Raw genomic sequence first — 17,977 nt, 5'->3', positions numbered from 1 at the left:
CGAATCGGCCGAAGGGCTGTTTGCGTTATCCATTTAAGTCCGTCCATTGGCAGACGACCAACTGGTTCTCAAGCTTACAGCTCAGCATATGCCCGTAACGCTAAGGACAAAGGCAACGGCTTGAAGAGCTTCGCGATTATCCCGGGAAAGCCGACAGCTCGGAGAAGCGAAGCGCCAGCAGAGTCGCGGCGAGCAAAGTCAGCACAAGCGCCGGTACGGCTTTGCCGAAGGAATCCCCGGCTTTCACATGGAAGAAAACCGCTCCGAACATGATGATGGCGAGCAGGAGCGCGCCCCATTCCAGCCAGCTCGGCAGCCAGAATCCGGCGATAAGGGCGCCGGCGCCTGCCAGCTGCAGCAATCCGGTCAGCACCCTGAACCACTGAGGCAGTCCAAGCGCGCTGAAATTATCGACCTGCATTTTATTGCCTGTCACCTTGCTGAACCCCGATCCAAGAAAAGCGGCGCCAAGCAAGATTTGAAGCACGATTACGACGATGTTCATTTCTCTGTCCCTCCCCATCCAACTTAAACAACATCCGTTGCGAAAGTTATGTTAAGCTAAAGCGGCAATAGCGGCAACCGTCATTGGGAGCGGATTGATCGCTTAGGCGACACATGAGTCGATCTGTTGCCGAACCGCTAGAAACCAATCGGAAGGGGGAGACGCGCTTGGAGACGCCGAAGCTTGATCCTCGTGTGCTCCGCACAAGGAAGCTTATTCAGGACGCATTCATTTTCTGCATGAAGCATAAGGATTTCAGCGATATTACCGTCAAGGATATCACGGCGAAGGCGACCGTCAACCGCGCGACCTTCTATGCCCATTTCACGGACAAATACCAGCTGATGGATCATACCCTGACCGATGTGCTGTGGGAAAACCTGAAAAAGCAGCTTCAATGCCATGACGGCTTCAACCGGGAGACGCTCCTCAAAATCATCGTCATCATGTGCAGCTTCCATGAAGAGGTCAGCGGGCACTTCAAGCGCAACTACGGGTCGCTCGCTCCCCATATCGAAAGCCGGATCAACGAGGCGCTGGAGGAGTTCTTTCTGGCCATGATCCTGAGGAACCCCGGTCCCCTAGGTTCGGCTCCAGACGCTCCAAGCGCTCCCGACCCTTCAGACCCGGCAGGCACGGAGAAGAACAAGCTGGTCGCCACCCTTCTCAGCCGGAGCATCTACGGCATGTCGCATGCCTGGAACAAGGAAGGCCGCAAGTCGAGCCGGGAAGAGTTCGCATCGCTCGCCATCCTTGCTTTGGAAGAGGTCGGCGGACTGTTCGCCGTTCCATCTCCGCCTGTCCAGCAGCCCGTCTAAAAGCCTCGCTTTCGGATCAAGGCCGTCACAGCCCCGAATAATCCTCGTTTCGATAGATGGTCTCAGACATCAGGATAGCCTCCAATGGACGCTTGCATATCAACATGCTTCCATTCCTCCTAGTTAGAACCCCTTCCAAAATCTATAAATAAACTCCAAACGGGAAAAATCCTGCAGTCGGTACAAATGATCACCGCCAGCGCAAAAAAAAGCAGCCGCCCCTTCACCTGGGTTTGGCTGCTGGGTTTTGGCTGCTGGGTTTGGCTGCTGGCGCTGACTGGTTTCTCTTGCATGCCCGGCTTCGTCGCAATCGGTCTCGCTTGCTTGCCGTATTCGTTGCAATCGGGTTTCTCTTGCGTGCCGGCTTTGTAACACTCTCGATCTCTCTTGCGTGCCGGCTTCGTAACACTCTCGATCTCTCTTGCGTGCCGGCTTCTTCCCATCGGATCTAAGGAAGGCTTAGGAAGGGGAATCGTCTCCCTTATAAGCCTGTTTTGCGGCAGGATAATCGCGGGTCCACGAATGATCCTTGCGGATCTGCTCATCCGACAGGAGGAAATACGTGTGCCGGACTCGGCTGCCCCGGTCGGGAACGGGATCGTCCCAGGTCGCGTCGACATGGTACCAGCTTCCGTCCAGCCGCACCAGGTTCCAGGCGTGATCTCCCGAATCGACGGTGCCTTCGATGATGCGGGCTTCAATGCCGGCGTCGGAAGCCATGCGGTACATCAGCAGGGCGTAGCCTTGGCAGACGGCTGTTCCGTTGACGACAGCGTCGTAGGCCGTGTACCGGGTCAGCGACTCGTCATAACGGACATGGCGCACGATCCAGTCATGGATGGCCCGGAGCTTCTCTTCATCGTTCATGCCCGGCTGGATGATTACCTTGAGCGTCTGGCGGGACTTCTCCTTCACCGCCGCTGTCTGCTCCGGAGTTTCCCGGTAGCGGACCTTCACCCGGATGGAAGAGTTGTCGCCTACCGTGCGGATTTTATAGGAATAGGATTCAAGCACGTAAGCGGAATAATCGTCCCGGTAAATGGCCTGCTTGACGAGATACGGCATGGCCTTCACCAGATCCGCATGGTCGCCCCTGTAGGAGGTCTGGAAATCGGTGCTCCTCCCCTTGAAGCCCGCAGCCAGCTCATCCACGAGCTTGGCGCGAGGGCTGTAGGAGACGGCCGCCGCCGCGGCGATCGGCTGTTGGATTGTCTCGCTCCCGGCCTGGACCGGCGGCTCAAGCCTGCCTTCGAGCATGAAGACGGACAGAGCAAGGGATGCGGCTAGCAGCGAGTTGACGATAACATGTCGGCGCATCGGTTGACCTCCCCGGAAGCTGTTCTTTGCAAAACCTTCATTTATGTATATGTAGACGCTCCAGGGTCATGATGAATCAAGCAAAAGCCGCTCCTCGGCTCCATGCGGAGGGAAGAGCGGCTGCGGCCGCGAGGCGGGGGCGTTCCCCGAAAATACCGTTCGGGCTTGCTTGGAAGGCTTAACAAGCGGCGGACCGCTTGGAAAGAGCTGTCGCGGAGCATGAGCTTGCAGGTAATAAGCAGGATGCTTGCAGGTAATAAGCAGGATGCTTGCAGGTAATAAGCAGGATGCTTGCAGGTGAATATGCAGGGTGCTTGCAAAGTGAATGAGCAGGACGCTGAGGCGAAGATTGCCCGCTCCGTCGATGAGCCCGCCGCATATGCCTGTCGCGGCGAGCCTGATCGATTGCCGGTACTTCTGCCCGTCCCTCTAAAACTCCCAATCCCCGCGCAGATCCATGTACAAGGCAGCCAGATACGATGCCGGAGCGGCGTACAGCGTGCGCAGATGTCCCAGACGCTCCGTGAAGTGGATGAAGATCCGGTATTCCATCTCCATCATTCTCCGCTCCGGAGAAGGCGCCAGCCTTTCGGCCCAGCCCTGGAGCAGCTGCCAATCCTCCGGCGTCACCAGCTTGCGCTGCTCTTCCGTAAGTGCGAGCACCGGCAAAGCCGTCGTCTTCTGCAGGCGGAGCAGCTTGCGCTCGACGGCGGTGCGGCGTTTCTTGTTCTCGGCGCCGGATTCCAGCACGACGACCGTGCCTGCGACCATGTCGCCGATGCGCTTGTCGGACGGGCTGAACATCATGGCCACTGCCCCTGCGAAGTAGCCGACCGGCAGCAGGTCGATCAGCCGGAACAGGTTGCGGATGATGACCGCGAGCAGCGAGGCGGAGCCTCCGCGCGAATTCACGACCCGCAGGCCGAACGCTTTTTTGCCGACCGTCTGGCCGCCCCTGTAAGCTTCCATCACGATGAAATAACCGATGATCACGACCAGCATCAGGATGATCATGATGGCGGCCAGATAATCGTTGCCGCTGCTCGGCAGCCACGTCTTGGACAGCAGATACATGGCCCCGGCGAACCCGAGCAGAATGAGAAGCGCAGCTGCGAGCATGAGCAGCGCATCGACCAGATGCGCGAGCGCCCGGCTGCCGATGCCGGCGGTGCGGTATTGCAGGCGGACCTGCTCCGGCGTCAGAAGGGCCGTCCCCTTTTCAGGCAAGTCATGCAAGGAGATCACCGCCTTCTGCTAATAGTAATGTCATGATAGAATAGACAAATAATATGGGAACTTAAGGAGAACCTTGATGGAAATAACAGCCTTCATCCGCCGCAACAAAAGCCAATGGTCCGAGCTCGACGGCCTGCTTACGCTGCTGGAGAGACGCGGCAAGCGGGCGCCGGCCGAGCAGCTGGACCGCTTCCATGAGCTGTACCGCTCGGCATCGTCCCACCTGGCATACCTGCAGACTCACGCTCCCGGCAGCGAAACCGCCGCGAATCTCAACGATCTCGTCTCCCGCGCCCATAACACGATGCATGGAGCCGGAGAAGGAAGCAGCCGGCTCGGCAGCTTCTTCCGGACGGGCTTTCCCCATCTCGTGCGGCAGCGGAGATGGTTCATCGGAGCGGCAACGCTGCTGTTCCTGCTCGGAGGACTGCTCGGCTACTTGTCGGTCTGGCAGGATCCGATGGCCGTCCACTCCGTCCTTCCGGCCGGCATGTCCGATGCGATCGATCCTTCCAAGACGAACAGCGACCGCGGAGACGTGCACAGTCCGATCATGTCCACGACGATCATGACCAACAACATCCGCGTCGCGGTCATGGCTTTCCTGAGCGGCATCACCTTGGGCATCGGCACCATCTACCTGATGGTCTACAACGGCCTCCTGATCGGAGCTCTTGCCGCCGTATTCGCGAGGGAAGGCTACAGCTACACGTTCTGGGCCTATATTCTGCCGCATGGCATCATCGAGCTGACGGCCATCTTCATCGCCGGCGGAGCCGGCCTCTACATGGGGTATCGGTTCTTCGTGCCCGGCGAGCTTCCGCGAAAGCTCGTCTTCCTGCAAGCCGCCAAGGAATCCGCGCTGCTGCTGATCGGCTCCGTGCCGCTCTTCGTCGTCGCCGGCCTGATCGAAGGCTACATCACGCCGGTCTACATGCCGCTATGGATCAAATACGCCGTCTCGCTGCTCACGCTGGCCGTCCTTGCCGCGTATTACGTGCTCGGAACGGTCAAAATGCGCCCCGCTCCCGCGATTCCAGATAGGCATTGACCGCGGTCACGGCCAGCCTGTCTGCCGGCGCGTCGACAAGCGGAATGCCGCTGCCTGCCAGCTTGCGCGACAGCAGCTGGCGCTCTCCGTTCTCCTTGGCCGCGATCGACTGGACATAAGCCCCCTGGACATCCTCCGGGCGGGCTTTTTCGAGTTCATGCAGCACGGGATTGCGGATGGACAGCAGCAGCAGATGGTGGCTCCTCTTCGTCCTGGCCGCATAAGGCAGCAGCTCGGGATCATGACGGTAATGGTCCATGTCGGAGAACAGCACGGCGAACGAGCGGCGCCTCAGCCTGTGCAGCAGATAGCCGAGTCCGACGCCTGCGCCCGACTCCTCGTAGTCGCTGCGCAGATCGCTGACCGCCCTCGTCATCGCCTGAAGATGGGTCAGTCCCCGTCCCGGAGGCAAATACAGCTTCACCCGGCTCGAATAAGCGATGAGGGCGACCTGATCGTCCTGCTTCAAGGCCGCCGCGGCTACGGCAAGAGCCGCTTCCAGCGTGCGGTCGAGCTTGACCTGATCGTCCAGCTCGACGCCCATCTGGCGCCCGCAGTCGAGCAGGATCGCGACCGTCTTGCCTTTCTCCGGGCGATACAGATTGGTCAGCAGCTTGCCGGCCCGCGCCGTCGCTCTCCAGTTCACCTCGCGGATGTCGTCCCCGAAGGCGTACTCGCGGATGGAGTCGAACTCCGTGCCTCCGCGCTGCCTCTTGTATATGCGCTGCCCGTCGATGAGCAGCGAGTCCTGGGCGGAATTCAGCACATCCCGCACGCCGGACAGATCCGGATCGATCCGGATCTCGCTCTCCTCGGAGAGCTGCGTCTGCCGCTCCCACAGGCCAAGGCCGCCGCTCCAGCGCAGATCGATGCTCTCGAGCCGGTAGCGGCCGCGCTCGGATGCCGCCATTCTGGCATGAAGGCGTCCGTTGCCCTGAATCCTTCCCTCGGGGGTTGCAGGCTCCGAGCGGAAGGTTGAAGGCAGATCATCCGCCAGCCTTACCCGCACGGCCTGCTTGGAGCGGCAGCGAATGTCAAGCACGGCTTCGAATTCCTTGCGGATCTCGGCGCTCTCCGGCAGCTGCCGCTTCACGCTCCAGTCGCCCCGGCGCGGAAGCAGCAGCAGATCGCAGGTGCCGGCGGCGGCAAGCAGTCCCCACCATAGGATGAAAGGCGGCCATGGCGATGCGCCCGCAGCAGCCGCTGCAGCCGGCAGAGCCGCGCCCGCCGCGGCCAGCCAGACCATGCGGCGCGTCGGCAGGATGAACCGCCGCAGCCGCCTAGCGAGGAACCGGGACAGTGGCCAGCGTCTGCCGGACGATGCTTTCACTCGTCATGCCCTCCAGTTCTGCCTGCGGCGTCAGCATCAGCCTGTGCCTCAGCACCGGAAGCGCCATCTCCTTGATATCGTCGGGAGTGACGTAGGCGCGGCCTTCCAGCAGCGCCCACGCCGACGCCGCACGGATCAGGGAGATGCCGGCGCGGGGGCTTGCTCCCAGCTGCACGCCCTCCAGCGTCCGGGTCAGCCGGACCAGCGCCGCCGCATACGCATAGATGGAGTCCTCGACAGCGACGCTGCCCAGCTGCCGCTGCAGCGCCACGATTTCCTCGGCGGCAGCAACAGGGGCATCAAGCTCCTTGGCGGCTCCGGGACTCCGGTTTCCTTTCAAAATCTCGATCTCCGCTTCCTCGCCTGGATAGTCCAGGATCAGCTTGAACAAAAAGCGGTCAAGCTGCGCTTCCGGCAGCGGATAGGTTCCTTCATATTCAACCGGATTCTGGGTCGCCACGACGAAGAAGGGCTCCGCAAGCGGATAGGTCGTGCCCTGGATCGTCACCTGGCGCTCTTCCATCGCTTCCAGCAGCGCCGCCTGGGTTTTCGGCCCGGACCGGTTGATCTCGTCGGCGAGCAGCACGTTCGTGAATACAGGTCCCTTGACGGTGGAAAACGACTGATCCTGCATATTGTAGGTGACGCTGCCGGTAATGTCTCCCGGCATCAGGTCGGGCGTGAACTGGATCCGTCTCCAGCCGCAGCCCGACGCAGCCGCCAGCTCCCGCGCCAGGCTTGTCTTGCCGAGGCCGGGCACCCCCTCCAGCAGCACGTGGCCGCCGGCGACGAGCGCCGTCACGAGCAGGCGGATGTTGCGCTTCTGTCCATAAATCCGCCGTTCCAGCGAAGTGATGATATCGTTCATTGTCTATCTCCCCTTCCGGGCTGCCTGCCGCTCTCGAGCATAGCTGTCAGCTCCGCGTTGTCTCTTGATCGCCGCATGAATTCCTGCCTTGCCGCCTTGCCTCTTCCGGGCGGCAGCGGCAGCGGCTGCAGCGCCTGCTCCAGCCGCCGCGCATCCTCCGCGCTCCAGCGGCTTCGCGCCGCTGCTGCCGCCTGCGCGGGCGAGATGCCCGGACCAAGCCCCCAGCGCTGGGCGAGCAGCTGCCTCAGCCGCTGGCGCCCATGTCCCAGCGCATCCTCCATCAAGCCGCTGCGGCGGTACCAGACCGCGAGCGCGCGAATGGTCTCATCGCCACGGCGAACGGTCCATTCTCTCGGAACGTGGACCGGTCCGAACCGCTTGCCCTTCAGCCACAGCCACAGCGCGAGCGCCGCCGCGAGCTGGATGCTGACCAGCAGCAGCCAAGCCGGGTAAAGGGCGAACAGGCCCGGCCTCACTCCGTAGCCGTGATGGGTTTCGTCGAACAGAACCGATGTCCTCTCCTCGGCGAATAGCGGCCACATCAGATCGAGATGAGAAGCCTTCAGAGCCTCGCCGTTCTGCAGCCATTCCGGCTCCAGCACGAGCGTCGCGCTGCCGCTGCCCACCTTCATCCGGCTCGCAAGCACGCCTTGCTTGTCGGAGACGAGCACCTCGTCTCCTTGGCCCGGCATGATGCGCACCGGACTCAAGGCCAGCGCCGCGAGTCCGCTCCGGCCTTCGAGCAGCGGAGCCTCGACCGGCACGGGCACTGCCGCCTCCTCCGAGACGCTCTTGCCGGATCTGCCTCCGGTATCCGCGGCTGCAGCCGAAGAGTCCGGCTTCTCGATATCGGCCGTGTCGAATCCGAACAGGCCGTCAGGTTTGCTGTCGAGAACAATCAAATGATTGCCGGCATGGATCCAGCTCTTGAGAGCTTGCCATTCCTCCGGCCCCACGCCGAGCGGCTCTGCGACGACGAGCAGCTGGTTGCTCCCTTCCGGGAGGCGTTCCCAGCGCAGCTTCCATTCGCTCGTACGGGGCTGTCTGGACTCCACCAGCTCGCGCCAGCCCTTCAGCCCGTCCGTGTCGGCCGAGAAGCTGAGCCATGGCGGCTGGTCCTTGACCGAGGGCTTGGCGATCCACAGGCCGATGCAGACGAACAGGACTGCGCAAGCCAGCAGCGCCGCATAACGCTTGTTTATTTTCATCGCTCCGGATCACCCGCTTCCTTCATGAGCGACTCAGCCTGCCTGCGGAATGCCTCCAGCTGCCCGCCCGTCACTTCACCGCGGCCATACCAGCTGCGCTCGAAAGCAATCGCAGCCTGGAGGAAGCCGGCAGCGGTTCCGGCATTGGACTCCGCCAGCTCCTCCGCATATTCGCGGTTCGTTTTCCAAGGCTCGACCCGGAGCCGGTTTCTTTGCTCCAGATAAAAAAGAAGGGCCAGGAAAACAGCCCTGACTCCGTCTCTCCAGGCTCCCAGCTCCGCATGCCTCTCCGCCTGCGCCCAGTAATGCTCCCAGGAGCGGCTTGCCTCTCCGGAAGCCATATAGTCTCTGGAGCGCAGCCTGCCTCCGCCCGCATAGCGCCGCGCGAGCAGGACGCCGATCCAGGCGAGCAGACCCGCGAGCGCAAGCACCAGAACCAGAGCGAAGACGTTGAGCGTGCCTTCGCCGGGCTTAAGATCAGGCAGAAGCCAGCTCAGGAACCGGCCGATCTTCTCGAGCAGCCAGTCCCAAACGGAAAATCCGCTGCCTTGATTGCGATAGGCCTCGTATTCGCTGCCGGAGAGGATGTCCTCCAGCTGTTCCCTTTCGCTCATGGACGGTTGTCCGGCGGCCCTTCGTTGTTCCAGGAAGCCGGCGGCGGCGGAGGTGTCATGCCCGGATAGGCCGGATTGCCGTCAAGCAGCGAATCCAATCCATAGCCCTCGCGGCGCACGCGCAGATCGAAGAAGCTGACGGCATAAGGAAGGATCCACATGGATCCGATCACGATGGTCACCAATCCGTACAGGATTTGCGAGAGGACGCCTCCGCCGAACAGGCCCGTGATCAACCCCAGGACAATCGTCAGGATGTAAAGGATGATGCCGACCACGATATACATGAGCAGCAGCCTCCAAAAGCTGCCCTTGGTCACCCTCCAGCTGCGGCCGATGCCGACGCCTTCCTCGCCGAGGGCGACAAAGGGAAGGAAGTAGGACCAGCGGAGCACGAAAAAGGAGATGCCGATTACGAGAGCGGGAATCGCGATGATCATGAGGATAATTAATCCTGCCGAAGTGCCAGAGCCGCCTCCGTTGAGGGCAGCAGCCACCAGGATGCCGAATACAAGCGCAAATACGGCTGCAAGCAGCAAGTACAAGCCCATGCTGATGAAGCCGAACAGCAGGGAGCTGCCGATCAGCTGCCAGAAGCGGCGGAAGCTGCGCTTCAACAGCTCGCCCGGTCCAGGTATCGGCTCCCCGTCGACCTGCGCCCGCACCAGATGGACGATCGCGCCGATGACGACCGGCGATAGCAGCGCGGTGAGGAGGATGCCGAGAATGCCGAACAGCACCGTCGCGGCGGACATGTCCGAGCTCTCCGTCTCCATGGTCGTTTCGAGATAGGACTCAAGGCCGTTGCCGGATCGGAGCTGCTCGATCAGGCTGCCGTATTCGCTTCCCGAATTCCCGATCAAGGCGCTTGCCAGCAGCAGCGTCGGCCCGTACATGACGAGCATAAGGATGGCCAGCGTCACGAAATGCGTGCGGTAGAGCTGGAAGCTTCGGTCAAGGATGCGGCCGATTCCCATCGGCCTGAGAATTTGTTGGGACATTTGAATGACTCCTTTGAAATATGTATATGAATCTATGGTCCGTGATCTATAAACCTATTCTATTATACACATTCCGACACTCCGAATTGTATATATTTCCTGAATTGGCACCCCGTTTTTCCCCCCGATGAAAAAAAAGCAGTGAAACAACAGGCGCGCCTTCCAAGGAATTGGAAGGCGCGCCATGGCGCCGTTTTATGCAATCTTGCGCTTTCATCCCCGGTTCCGCCCGAAGCCGGCTTTTCGTGATACAAGTTTGGGCATCTCGCGAAGCACCCGGTCCAAGTCGGTCCAGAATCTGCTCCGCGAAGGGATGTGCTTGCTCAATCTCCCACGGCGGCATTTTCCGGCTTTCAAACGACCGGCGTCATCCCGTCCGGCCTGCCGAATCCGGCCTGGCATCGACTGCGTCCCGCAGCTCCGTCTCCAGCTCCGCCATGAACGTCTCCATCGTCTCTTCGCCATAGCCGAGCTCGCGAGCCATGACCGCCGCAGCTGCGTCCTTCCACTGCAGCGCGCTCGCCCGGTCGAAGAACAACGCTCCGGTCCGGCGGATCAGGAAGTCCGCGGGCTTGGCCGCCATCTCGTGCCGGATCGCGTACAGCAGGGCGGCATGGATCTCCGGCGGCAGCTTGTCCGCTCCTCCGATCCGCAAGGCCGGCGGGCGCTCGCCGGCTCCCGGCAGCAGCGAGTACACGGTGCCGGCATTGCTGCCGTAGCGGCCGGCAATCAGCGCCGCAGCCGATCCGGACAAGCCCTGCATCCGGCCCATCGCCTCCGACTGCTTGCGGAAGCCGGGGAAGCCGGATGAGCCTCCGACATCGCCGCCCGACAGCGGGATATCCTTCGTGCGGCATCTCGGATACTTCCGCCCGCTCTCGCGTCCAAGCTCGGCCGCGAGCATATCCGTCACCGTCTCCGCCATCCGCCGGTAGCCGGTCAGCTTGCCTCCGGCGATCGTGAGCAGGCCGGAGTCCGAGCGGAACACCTCGTCGCGGCGCGATACCTCGGAGGGAGACTTGCCCTCCTCGTAGATGAGCGGCCGCAGTCCCGCCCAGCTGGACTCCACGTCGGCCTCGGTCAGTCCGAGCGACGGGAACATCGCTGCCGCCGCCTCCACGACATACTTCCGGTCGGCTTCCGTCATCTTCGGCGCGGCCGCATCTCCGTCGTAATCGGTGTCGGTCGTGCCGACATACGTTTTGCCGTCGCGGGGAATGGCGAACATCATGCGGCCGTCCGGCGTATCGAAGTAGACGGCCTGGCGCAGCGGAAAACGGCTGCCGTCGAATACGAGATGGATTCCCTTGGTGAGGCGCAGCGTCTTGCCCTGCCGGGACCCGTCCAGCTCGCGGATGCCGTCCACCCACGGGCCGGTCGCGTTGACGATATGCCGGGCCTTTATGTTGCAAGCCCGTCCGCCGATCACGTCCGCCGCGCGGACGCCGCAGATGCGGCCGTTCTCGTAGAGCAGCTCTTCCGCCTTCACGTAGTTGACGGCCTTCGCACCGAGCTCGGCTGCTTTTTTCATCACCTCGATGGTCAGACGCGCGTCGTCGGTCCGGTACTCGACATAATAGCCGCCGCCCTTGAGGCCCTCTTTCCTGAGCAGCGGCTCCTTGGCCAACGCCGCCTCGACTCCGAGCATCCGCCTCCGCTCGCGCAGCTTGACGCCCGCCAGCCGGTCATAGACCGCCAGCCCGATGGAGGTGGAGAGCTTGCCGAACGTGCCTCCCTTGTAGATCGGCAGCAGCATCCACTCCGGCGTCGTCACATGAGGACCGTTCTCGTAGACGACCGCCCGCTCGCGTCCGACCTCGGCCACCATCTTCACCTCGAATTGCTTCAGGTAGCGGAGGCCGCCATGGACCAGCTTGGTCGAGCGGCTGGAGGTGCCCGCAGCGAAATCCTGCATCTCGATCAGCGCCGTCTTCATTCCTCTCGACTGCGCGTCCAGCGCGATGCCCGCGCCTGTAATTCCGCCTCCGATGACGAGCACATCCCAGGTTTCTTCCGACAGCTCCTTCAGCAGCGAGCCTCTATCCAACGCTGAAAATCGGATTTCCATATTAGCCTCCTCGAATCCATTCCCTCTAAGCTCCAAATAAAAAGCCGCAAGCCGTCCGGGCTGCTCCATAAAAGGGCAGCCGGACGCTTGCGGCGTTCTCCGATATCTACAGGCCGATATTAACTTGCTTCAAGCGTACCAGAATACCGTGCTAATGGAAAGCCCGAGTTGCCGCGACAGCTTTTTTCCACCCTGCGTAGAGGCCGTCCCTCTCCTCCGGCTGCATCGCGGGCTCGAAGCGGCGGTTCATCCGCCAGCTGCCGCCTACCTCCGAACGGTCCTTCCAGTACCCGACGGCAAGCCCCGCGAGATAGGCCGCGCCAAGCACCGTCGTTTCGTTGATTTCCGGACGCTCTACCGGCACGCCCAGAATATCGCTTTGGAACTGCATGAGAAAATCGTTCTTCACGACGCCGCCGTCCACCCGCAGCGAGGCGAGCGGCATGCCGGAATCCTCTTCCATGGCGGCGATGACGTCCTTGGACTGATAGGCCAGCGACTCCAGCACGGCGCGGATGAAATGCTCCTTCTCCGCTCCGCTCGTCAGACCGAACACCGCCCCGCGAGCCTCGCTGTCCCAGTAGGGAGTCCCGAGCCCGACAAAGGCCGGCACGACATAGACGCCTTTGGTCGAGGTCACCCGCGCGGCATACGCCTCGCTGTCGGCAGCCGACTTGATCATGCGCAGCCCGTCCCGCAGCCACTGCACGGCCGATCCGGCGACAAAGACGCTGCCCTCCAGCGCATACTGCGGCTCCTCGCCCTCCGCGCAGCATGCGACCGTCGTGAGCAGGCCGTGAGACGATCTCACGGGCTTGGAGCCGGTATGCATCAGCATGAAGCAGCCGGTCCCGTACGTGTTCTTGGCCATTCCCTCCTCGAAGCAGGCCTGGCCGAACAGCGCGGCCTGCTGGTCTCCGGCGACGCCAGCAATCGGGATCCTGCAGCCGAAAAAGTGATGAGGGACCGTATGGCCGAATACGCCGGACGAAGGCCTCGCTTCGGGAAGCATCGCAGGGGGAACGCCTAGAGCTTCCAGCAGCTCCCCATCCCATTTCATTTCGTGGATATTGAAGAGAAGCGTCCTTGAAGCGTTGGTGTAGTCCGTCACATGGGAAGCTCCGCCGGTCAGCTTCCAGATGAGCCAGCTGTCGATCGTTCCGAACAGCAGCTCGCCGCGCTCCGCCCTCTCCCTCGCTCCGTCGACATGGTCCAGAATCCACTTCACCTTCGTGCCCGAGAAATACGGATCGATCAGGAGGCCCGTCTTGGAGCGGAACAGCTGCTCATGTCCGGCTTGGCGCAGCTCCTCGCAAATGTCCGCTGTCTGCCTGGATTGCCAGACGACGGCGCGATGAACCGGATTGCCGGTATGGCGGTCCCAGACGACCGCCGTCTCCCGCTGGTTCGTAATGCCGATCGCCTCGATCTGATCAGGGCGCAGGCTCGCCTTGGAGAGCGCCGCTGCCATGACCCCCAGCACGGACACCCAGATCTCGCTTGCGTCATGCTCCACCCAGCCCGGATTGGGATAATGCTGGGTGATCTCCTGCTGAGCCGATGTCACGAACTCGCCGCCGCGGCCGACGACGACTGCTCGCGTGCTGGTCGTTCCCTGATCGATGGACAGGATATAGGTATCGCTCATCACTTCTCCTCCTTTTCCTCTGCAACTAAATGTATTCCTCAGCGCTAGTTCATCTTATATAGCCGCAAAAATCCCCTGCCTATTCCAAGGGGCCACTGGAAAAGTTGTCGCTGCATTCGCGGATCATTCTTCCGATCGCTGTTGTCCTCGTATTCCCAGAACGATTCCGCGCCTTTCGCTTGTTTTTCAGCGGCCCGCCTATTCCAGCGGCGACGCCGGTTCGCCGGTCCGGTCAAAATGCTTCCACAGCTCCACGCGCGAAGTCGTGACCGCCGCCGCTCCGGCCGCCGTCGCCTTCTCCACATCCCATACCGAGCGGATCAGCCCTCCGGCGAAGATAGGAATGCCGGTCCTCTCCTTCACCTCGGCGATCATATCCGGGATGACTCCCGGCAGCACCTCGATGTAATCGGGCTGCGAGCGCTCCAGCAGCGCATAACTCTTGTTCAGCGCGCCGGAGTCGAGCAGAAATACCCGCTGGATGGCGAGCAGGCCATTCTGCCTGGTCTTCGCGATGACGCTCGCCCTCGTGGAGAGTATTCCCGCCGGCCTTATGATCTGGCACAGGAATTCCGCCGCGTGCTCGTCGTTCTTGAGCCCTTCGATAAGATCGGCGTGAATGAGCAGCTGCTTGCCGCCGGACCTCGCCAGATCAAGGATCGGCTTCAGCTGGCTGATGTGGCTGTCGAGCAGAACGATGTATTCATAGGAGAAGCCCATGAGCTTCTCCAGATCCTTCGGCTTGCGGATAGCCGGCAGGATCAGCTGTCCCTTGAAGGCCATGCCGTCTTCCTCCCTTATCGGACTGATAGCCCCTCATCTTCCTGACAGCAAAAAGGAAAAAGCCCGCGTCAAGCTGCCGTTTGCAATGAAACAGCGCTTGATGCGGACCTCCCTTTCTCCGTCGCCCTATTAACTTGAATTTATTATATCGGCCTGCTGGAAACGTTGTCAACGTACGCTTGCCGCCAGGCTCTGATCCGCTCGCTCTTCTCGGCGAAGGCGGCGGACGTCGCTTCCGGCCGGGCATGGCGCTTCCTTCCGCAGCAAGCAGCTGATTCCAGCCGGGAATGATCTCATGGCGCGGAGTGATGGGAGAGGATGTTGATCAGCATGCCCTCGGATGCGAAGCTGATCACTTCCTGAATGAATCGTTCTCAGTTGCTTCTATTCCGTCAACATGGTTACGAATTCTCCAAAACTATCCGCCACATGGTAGCTTACGGGGTCGAATTCACCCGAATCAGCATGATCCCACACGCAAACTTTGGGGCTATTTCTAGATTCACGGAAATCCAAGCAGAGAAAATCACCAGCGTATAGAATAGCAATCGGCAATAAAGCAGCTCCTACCAAGTCTTCATCATCGATCAATCTCTCGTCAAGCTGAGATTTAGTAGCGTCAATATCAAATATGCCAAACTCATTTTCGGTTCGGTTCTGCAAGAATGTAAAAATCTAGTTATGGCATAGCTATGATCATTGCAACGGAACGAACAAATTTCTGGAATGCAGCCATTATTTTTTTTAATAAATTCTTTATACTCCAATGGCAGTTCCACTCTCCAAAAACCAACTCGATATTATCTTACAACATCAACTTTAAATGGGTTAGTTAAGTTGCGGACAAAGTCCTATTCTTTGCATTTCACCTTTACTATAGTTGTCGTGCTATCCATCTTGAAAGGTGCGATTCTGTCTTCCTCTCCCTCACTATCGCTACAGGGTAATCTACAGTTGCGAGTAAATTTCAAAAAACCGCAAGAAAGCGAACATAACAAAAAACAGGTCAATCATGGTAGTATCTGACCATAATCGACCTGTTTTATGTAACGCTTTAGCGTTATTTAGGTTATAATTGTCAAGCATTATTGTGCGTACAAACGAAATGTCGAAATCTCTATATGGGTATTTCCTAGGTTAAGTGTGTTACTGGTTGAATGATGGGCTCATTCGGCACTGGGTAGCCCCTCATTAAATATAATGATTTGGCAAACTTTTATTCACTGGCTGCTGTATACTAGTTCTAACTCTCGTTTAAATTCATTGTACATTGCAAATGCATCCTCTAATATCTCTTTTAGATCATTGTAATTACGAAAAACTGGCTTATTAATTTTATCGTCATCTTTATCATCTAATAATTGCTTTAACATTCCCCATGGAAGCCCAGTTTGTAATTCATTATTTTTCCATACTGCCCATATGAACTCTACAAGCCCATATTTCAGCGAGATATTAAATTGAAACTTAGATGAGTCTATTTCATCTACAACCTTAAAAAATTTCTCCTTCTTATCGAAGCTAGCTTTAAGACCTAACTCCGCAAAGAGATTTAAAACTTCATTATTATCGTATGCTTCAAAACTCTCATCTGAATTAAAAGAATATTTTGCTGATAGGTTTCTATACTTAGCTATAAAATCCATATTTGTTAATGCTGATCGTATTTCTGGTTTTAGTTGCAACATTGCTATTCCCCCCTGAAACGTAATTCAATGCCATATTTACTCTTAGCCAACTCGATGTACTCTTGTATTTGACTGAAATTTTTATTAGATACGGGTATTTCAAGTATTTGTTTACCTGTGAGTGGAAGCCTGTCAAGTTCTGGATATGCATTTGATCTAATAACTGTACCTGAGGGATACTTATTTTTCAATTCCTTTAAGTAACTTTCAAATGTTGATATATCGATTACTTCTAAATCTGTGGCTTTTCTTGATATTATTTCTCCTTTAATCGGGTCATAAGAATCCAATCGTTTCCCATTACTCAAATGAAGTTCGTTAACTGGATACCAATCCTCTTTTACAGCTTTTTTATTAAACGCATTACCTCTTGCCATGGGTGAATCATTCAGCCAGTAGTCCCTAGCTTCTTTCCACTCTAACCGATCTCGTGAAGTTTTTCCCTCTTTCGTTTTGCGTGCAAGATACTTTTCATAATCAGACTCTAATTTAGAATCATTAAATTTACCAATGGAAGACAGTAGATCTTTACCCGTCCCCTCAACCTTCCAAAAACGATCAGAATCCGACCCCTTAACATCCATGTTCCCTTTATTCCCAGCAGCCAGATCAGCCAATTCACTCCGAGAAATTTCCATCTGCCTCAGAAAGTTGTCCTGAACTGGCGTTCGAGGCAATGCTCCGAAATTCCTGCCTGGACTTAAATCCGCTGGAATTCTTGGCCCTGCCGGCACCGGGACAGGTCCGAATGAGATTCCGTCCAATCCCTTTGGTATCGCTCCATCTACTTTTTTCGTCAACTCGGTTATTCCTTCGACTACCTTGCCTGCTTTGGTGACCTTGGTCATTGCTGCTCCAGGTATGAGGATCGTCGATATCGCTCCAAGCGCCCGCGCCTTCTCCTCCGGGCTCATCTGCTCGAAGTCCGCATAGACCTCGTTGGCAACTTCGACAACCTTTTCGGGATTCTGGATGAAATACGCGGCGCCAGCTGCTGTTCGTTTGGCCGCATCGATCGCTTCTTTCGTCATTTGGGCCGGGTCGATCACCAACTCGATCGCCAACTCGCCTATATCGATGACGCTCGTGATGACTTCCGTGCCCAGACCGAGAACAAATTCCTCGCTTAAATGCAGCGCCTGCTCCCAACCGCTTCTCCCATAGATCGTTCTCACCCAGGCGACATAAGCCGTATACGGGACTTGAACGTTCATATACTCTTTATCTTTTTCCAGCACATGCTCATTAAAATACGCAAAGGTAAGCTCATTTTCTTTATTGGCGGCTGTAATCAGCGTTCCATCGGGCAAATGTGTCGGCGGCAGCATACTTTTGACGTAAGCCTCAACCTTCGCCTGCAGCTCTTTTCGTTGAATGTCCTCTTCTATTCGGGGAGGGGAACCTGTCGCCGACAGCCTAGCCAGCTCTGTCCTTGCCCAGCCATCCATCATCCCCTTCACGCTGTACTGTCCAATCTTCATCCATTCCATGGCAGGCATCTCCATGACATTCCGGCCTGCCAAGGAACGGATCAGCCTCCGATTCCTCTCCTCCGCATCCGCATAGTCTTCTGCGGCTCGGCGCAGCTCTGCCGCCTGGCGCTGCGTCTTCTCGTCCAGATACGCAGCCAGCCTGCTTGCTTCCCGATGAATCTCCTGCATCCGGCTTACGGAGCCTTGGACATAAGCTTCCCCATATTCGGATCGAATGGAGTCCGCCATCCGCTCCAGCCCTGCCATTCCTCCTGAGGCCGACTCATCCAGCGCAACGGCAAGACGCTTCATTCCATCCGACAAGCTGGCCAATTGGTCGAGATGAACCGACTGTCTCATTCCTTCCGCC

16 protein-coding genes are annotated in these 17,977 nt (G+C 58.4%); 2 read left to right on the top strand and 14 right to left on the bottom strand.

All coding sequences use genetic code 11. The annotated features are described in order from the left end of the window. Window positions 1-136: 136 nt before the first annotated feature. Window positions 137-505 carry a DoxX family protein gene (locus AC06G8_RS05325; RefSeq protein ID WP_480284629.1) on the bottom strand — a complete coding sequence of 123 codons (369 nt, stop codon included), beginning with the start codon at window positions 503-505 and terminating at the stop codon, window positions 137-139. A gap of 167 nt (window positions 506-672) precedes the next feature. Here AC06G8_RS05325 and AC06G8_RS05320 point away from each other — a divergent pair, with 167 nt between their 5' ends. Beyond that, window positions 673-1,323 (top strand): TetR/AcrR family transcriptional regulator, encoded by a 651-nt coding sequence (locus tag AC06G8_RS05320; protein WP_480284628.1) that lies wholly within the window; start codon window positions 673-675, stop codon window positions 1,321-1,323. A gap of 459 nt (window positions 1,324-1,782) precedes the next feature. On the opposite strand, the gene AC06G8_RS05315 is transcribed toward AC06G8_RS05320, so the two are convergent. Beyond that, window positions 1,783-2,640 carry a transglutaminase domain-containing protein gene (locus AC06G8_RS05315; RefSeq protein ID WP_480284627.1) on the bottom strand — a complete coding sequence of 286 codons (858 nt, stop codon included), beginning with the start codon at window positions 2,638-2,640 and terminating at the stop codon, window positions 1,783-1,785. A gap of 429 nt (window positions 2,641-3,069) precedes the next feature. Continuing rightward, on the bottom strand, window positions 3,070-3,876 hold the full coding sequence (locus AC06G8_RS05310; RefSeq protein WP_480284626.1) for an RDD family protein: 807 nt from the start codon (window positions 3,874-3,876) through the stop codon (window positions 3,070-3,072). A 76-nt stretch (window positions 3,877-3,952) separates the two neighbouring features. Here AC06G8_RS05310 and AC06G8_RS05305 point away from each other — a divergent pair, with 76 nt between their 5' ends. Next, a complete protein-coding gene (locus AC06G8_RS05305; protein WP_480284625.1) occupies window positions 3,953-4,927 on the top strand; it encodes a stage II sporulation protein M in 975 nt (324 codons plus the stop codon). On the opposite strand, the gene AC06G8_RS05300 is transcribed toward AC06G8_RS05305, so the two are convergent. The 11 genes from AC06G8_RS05300 to AC06G8_RS05250 all read right to left on the bottom strand — a co-directional run bounded on the left by AC06G8_RS05300 (window position 4,887) and on the right by AC06G8_RS05250 (window position 17,967). Then, on the bottom strand, window positions 4,887-6,257 hold the full coding sequence (locus AC06G8_RS05300) for a DUF58 domain-containing protein (RefSeq protein WP_480284624.1): 1,371 nt from the start codon (window positions 6,255-6,257) through the stop codon (window positions 4,887-4,889). The genes AC06G8_RS05305 and AC06G8_RS05300 overlap by 41 nt on opposite strands. Beyond that, the gene (locus tag AC06G8_RS05295; protein ID WP_480284623.1) at window positions 6,208-7,125 is read right to left on the bottom strand and encodes an AAA family ATPase; all 918 of its coding nucleotides are present in this window, start codon (window positions 7,123-7,125) and stop codon (window positions 6,208-6,210) included. Before AC06G8_RS05295 ends, AC06G8_RS05300 begins: the two co-directional genes overlap by 50 nt. Continuing rightward, on the bottom strand, window positions 7,122-8,333 hold the full coding sequence (locus tag AC06G8_RS05290; RefSeq protein WP_480284622.1) for a DUF4350 domain-containing protein: 1,212 nt from the start codon (window positions 8,331-8,333) through the stop codon (window positions 7,122-7,124). The genes AC06G8_RS05295 and AC06G8_RS05290 overlap by 4 nt, the downstream gene beginning before the upstream one ends. Then, window positions 8,330-8,947 (bottom strand): DUF4129 domain-containing protein, encoded by a 618-nt coding sequence (locus AC06G8_RS05285; RefSeq protein ID WP_480284621.1) that lies wholly within the window; start codon window positions 8,945-8,947, stop codon window positions 8,330-8,332. The genes AC06G8_RS05290 and AC06G8_RS05285 overlap by 4 nt, the downstream gene beginning before the upstream one ends. Beyond that, window positions 8,944-9,948 carry a hypothetical protein gene (locus tag AC06G8_RS05280; protein ID WP_480284620.1) on the bottom strand — a complete coding sequence of 335 codons (1,005 nt, stop codon included), beginning with the start codon at window positions 9,946-9,948 and terminating at the stop codon, window positions 8,944-8,946. The genes AC06G8_RS05285 and AC06G8_RS05280 overlap by 4 nt, the downstream gene beginning before the upstream one ends. Before the next feature lie 367 nt (window positions 9,949-10,315). Next, the gene (locus tag AC06G8_RS05275; RefSeq protein ID WP_480284619.1) at window positions 10,316-12,016 is read right to left on the bottom strand and encodes a glycerol-3-phosphate dehydrogenase/oxidase; all 1,701 of its coding nucleotides are present in this window, start codon (window positions 12,014-12,016) and stop codon (window positions 10,316-10,318) included. Window positions 12,017-12,167: 151 nt separating this feature from the next. Beyond that, a complete protein-coding gene (gene glpK / locus AC06G8_RS05270) occupies window positions 12,168-13,664 on the bottom strand; it encodes a glycerol kinase GlpK (protein WP_480284618.1) in 1,497 nt (498 codons plus the stop codon). Window positions 13,665-13,862: 198 nt separating this feature from the next. After that, on the bottom strand, window positions 13,863-14,447 hold the full coding sequence (locus AC06G8_RS05265) for a glycerol-3-phosphate responsive antiterminator (protein WP_447662659.1): 585 nt from the start codon (window positions 14,445-14,447) through the stop codon (window positions 13,863-13,865). Window positions 14,448-14,831: 384 nt separating this feature from the next. Continuing rightward, window positions 14,832-15,110, bottom strand: coding sequence for an SMI1/KNR4 family protein (locus tag AC06G8_RS05260; RefSeq protein ID WP_480284617.1), 279 nt, complete (start codon window positions 15,108-15,110; stop codon window positions 14,832-14,834). 557 nt (window positions 15,111-15,667) lie between these two features. Then, entirely contained in the window at window positions 15,668-16,135 is a 468-nt protein-coding gene (locus AC06G8_RS05255) for a hypothetical protein (protein ID WP_447662657.1), read from the bottom strand. A gap of 2 nt (window positions 16,136-16,137) precedes the next feature. Beyond that, the gene (locus AC06G8_RS05250) at window positions 16,138-17,967 is read right to left on the bottom strand and encodes a WXG100 family type VII secretion target (protein ID WP_480284616.1); all 1,830 of its coding nucleotides are present in this window, start codon (window positions 17,965-17,967) and stop codon (window positions 16,138-16,140) included. Window positions 17,968-17,977 lie beyond the last annotated feature (10 nt).

Source organism: Paenibacillus sp. SJS-P3, from assembly GCF_056711585.1.
Note: the sequence above shows the minus strand (reverse complement) of the source record. Positions and strands in the feature narration are given on the sequence as shown.

Bases quoted from the DNA above. Each gene is read 5' to 3' on its own strand.
- AC06G8_RS05325 (WP_480284629.1), bottom strand. From the start codon at position 505: ATGAACATCGTCGTAATCGTGCTTCAAATCTTGCTTGGCGCCGCTTTT.
- AC06G8_RS05315 (WP_480284627.1), bottom strand. From the start codon at position 2,640: ATGCGCCGACATGTTATCGTCAACTCGCTGCTAGCCGCATCCCTTGCT.
- AC06G8_RS05305 (WP_480284625.1), top strand. From the start codon at position 3,953: ATGGAAATAACAGCCTTCATCCGCCGCAACAAAAGCCAATGGTCCGAG.
- AC06G8_RS05295 (WP_480284623.1), bottom strand. From the start codon at position 7,125: ATGAACGATATCATCACTTCGCTGGAACGGCGGATTTATGGACAGAAG.
- AC06G8_RS05290 (WP_480284622.1), bottom strand. From the start codon at position 8,333: ATGAAAATAAACAAGCGTTATGCGGCGCTGCTGGCTTGCGCAGTCCTG.
- AC06G8_RS05285 (WP_480284621.1), bottom strand. From the start codon at position 8,947: ATGAGCGAAAGGGAACAGCTGGAGGACATCCTCTCCGGCAGCGAATAC.
- AC06G8_RS05280 (WP_480284620.1), bottom strand. From the start codon at position 9,948: ATGTCCCAACAAATTCTCAGGCCGATGGGAATCGGCCGCATCCTTGAC.
- AC06G8_RS05275 (WP_480284619.1), bottom strand. From the start codon at position 12,016: ATGGAAATCCGATTTTCAGCGTTGGATAGAGGCTCGCTGCTGAAGGAG.
- glpK (WP_480284618.1), bottom strand. From the start codon at position 13,664: ATGAGCGATACCTATATCCTGTCCATCGATCAGGGAACGACCAGCACG.
- AC06G8_RS05265 (WP_447662659.1), bottom strand. From the start codon at position 14,447: ATGGCCTTCAAGGGACAGCTGATCCTGCCGGCTATCCGCAAGCCGAAG.
- AC06G8_RS05255 (WP_447662657.1), bottom strand. From the start codon at position 16,135: ATGTTGCAACTAAAACCAGAAATACGATCAGCATTAACAAATATGGAT.
- AC06G8_RS05250 (WP_480284616.1), bottom strand. From the start codon at position 17,967: ATGAGACAGTCGGTTCATCTCGACCAATTGGCCAGCTTGTCGGATGGA.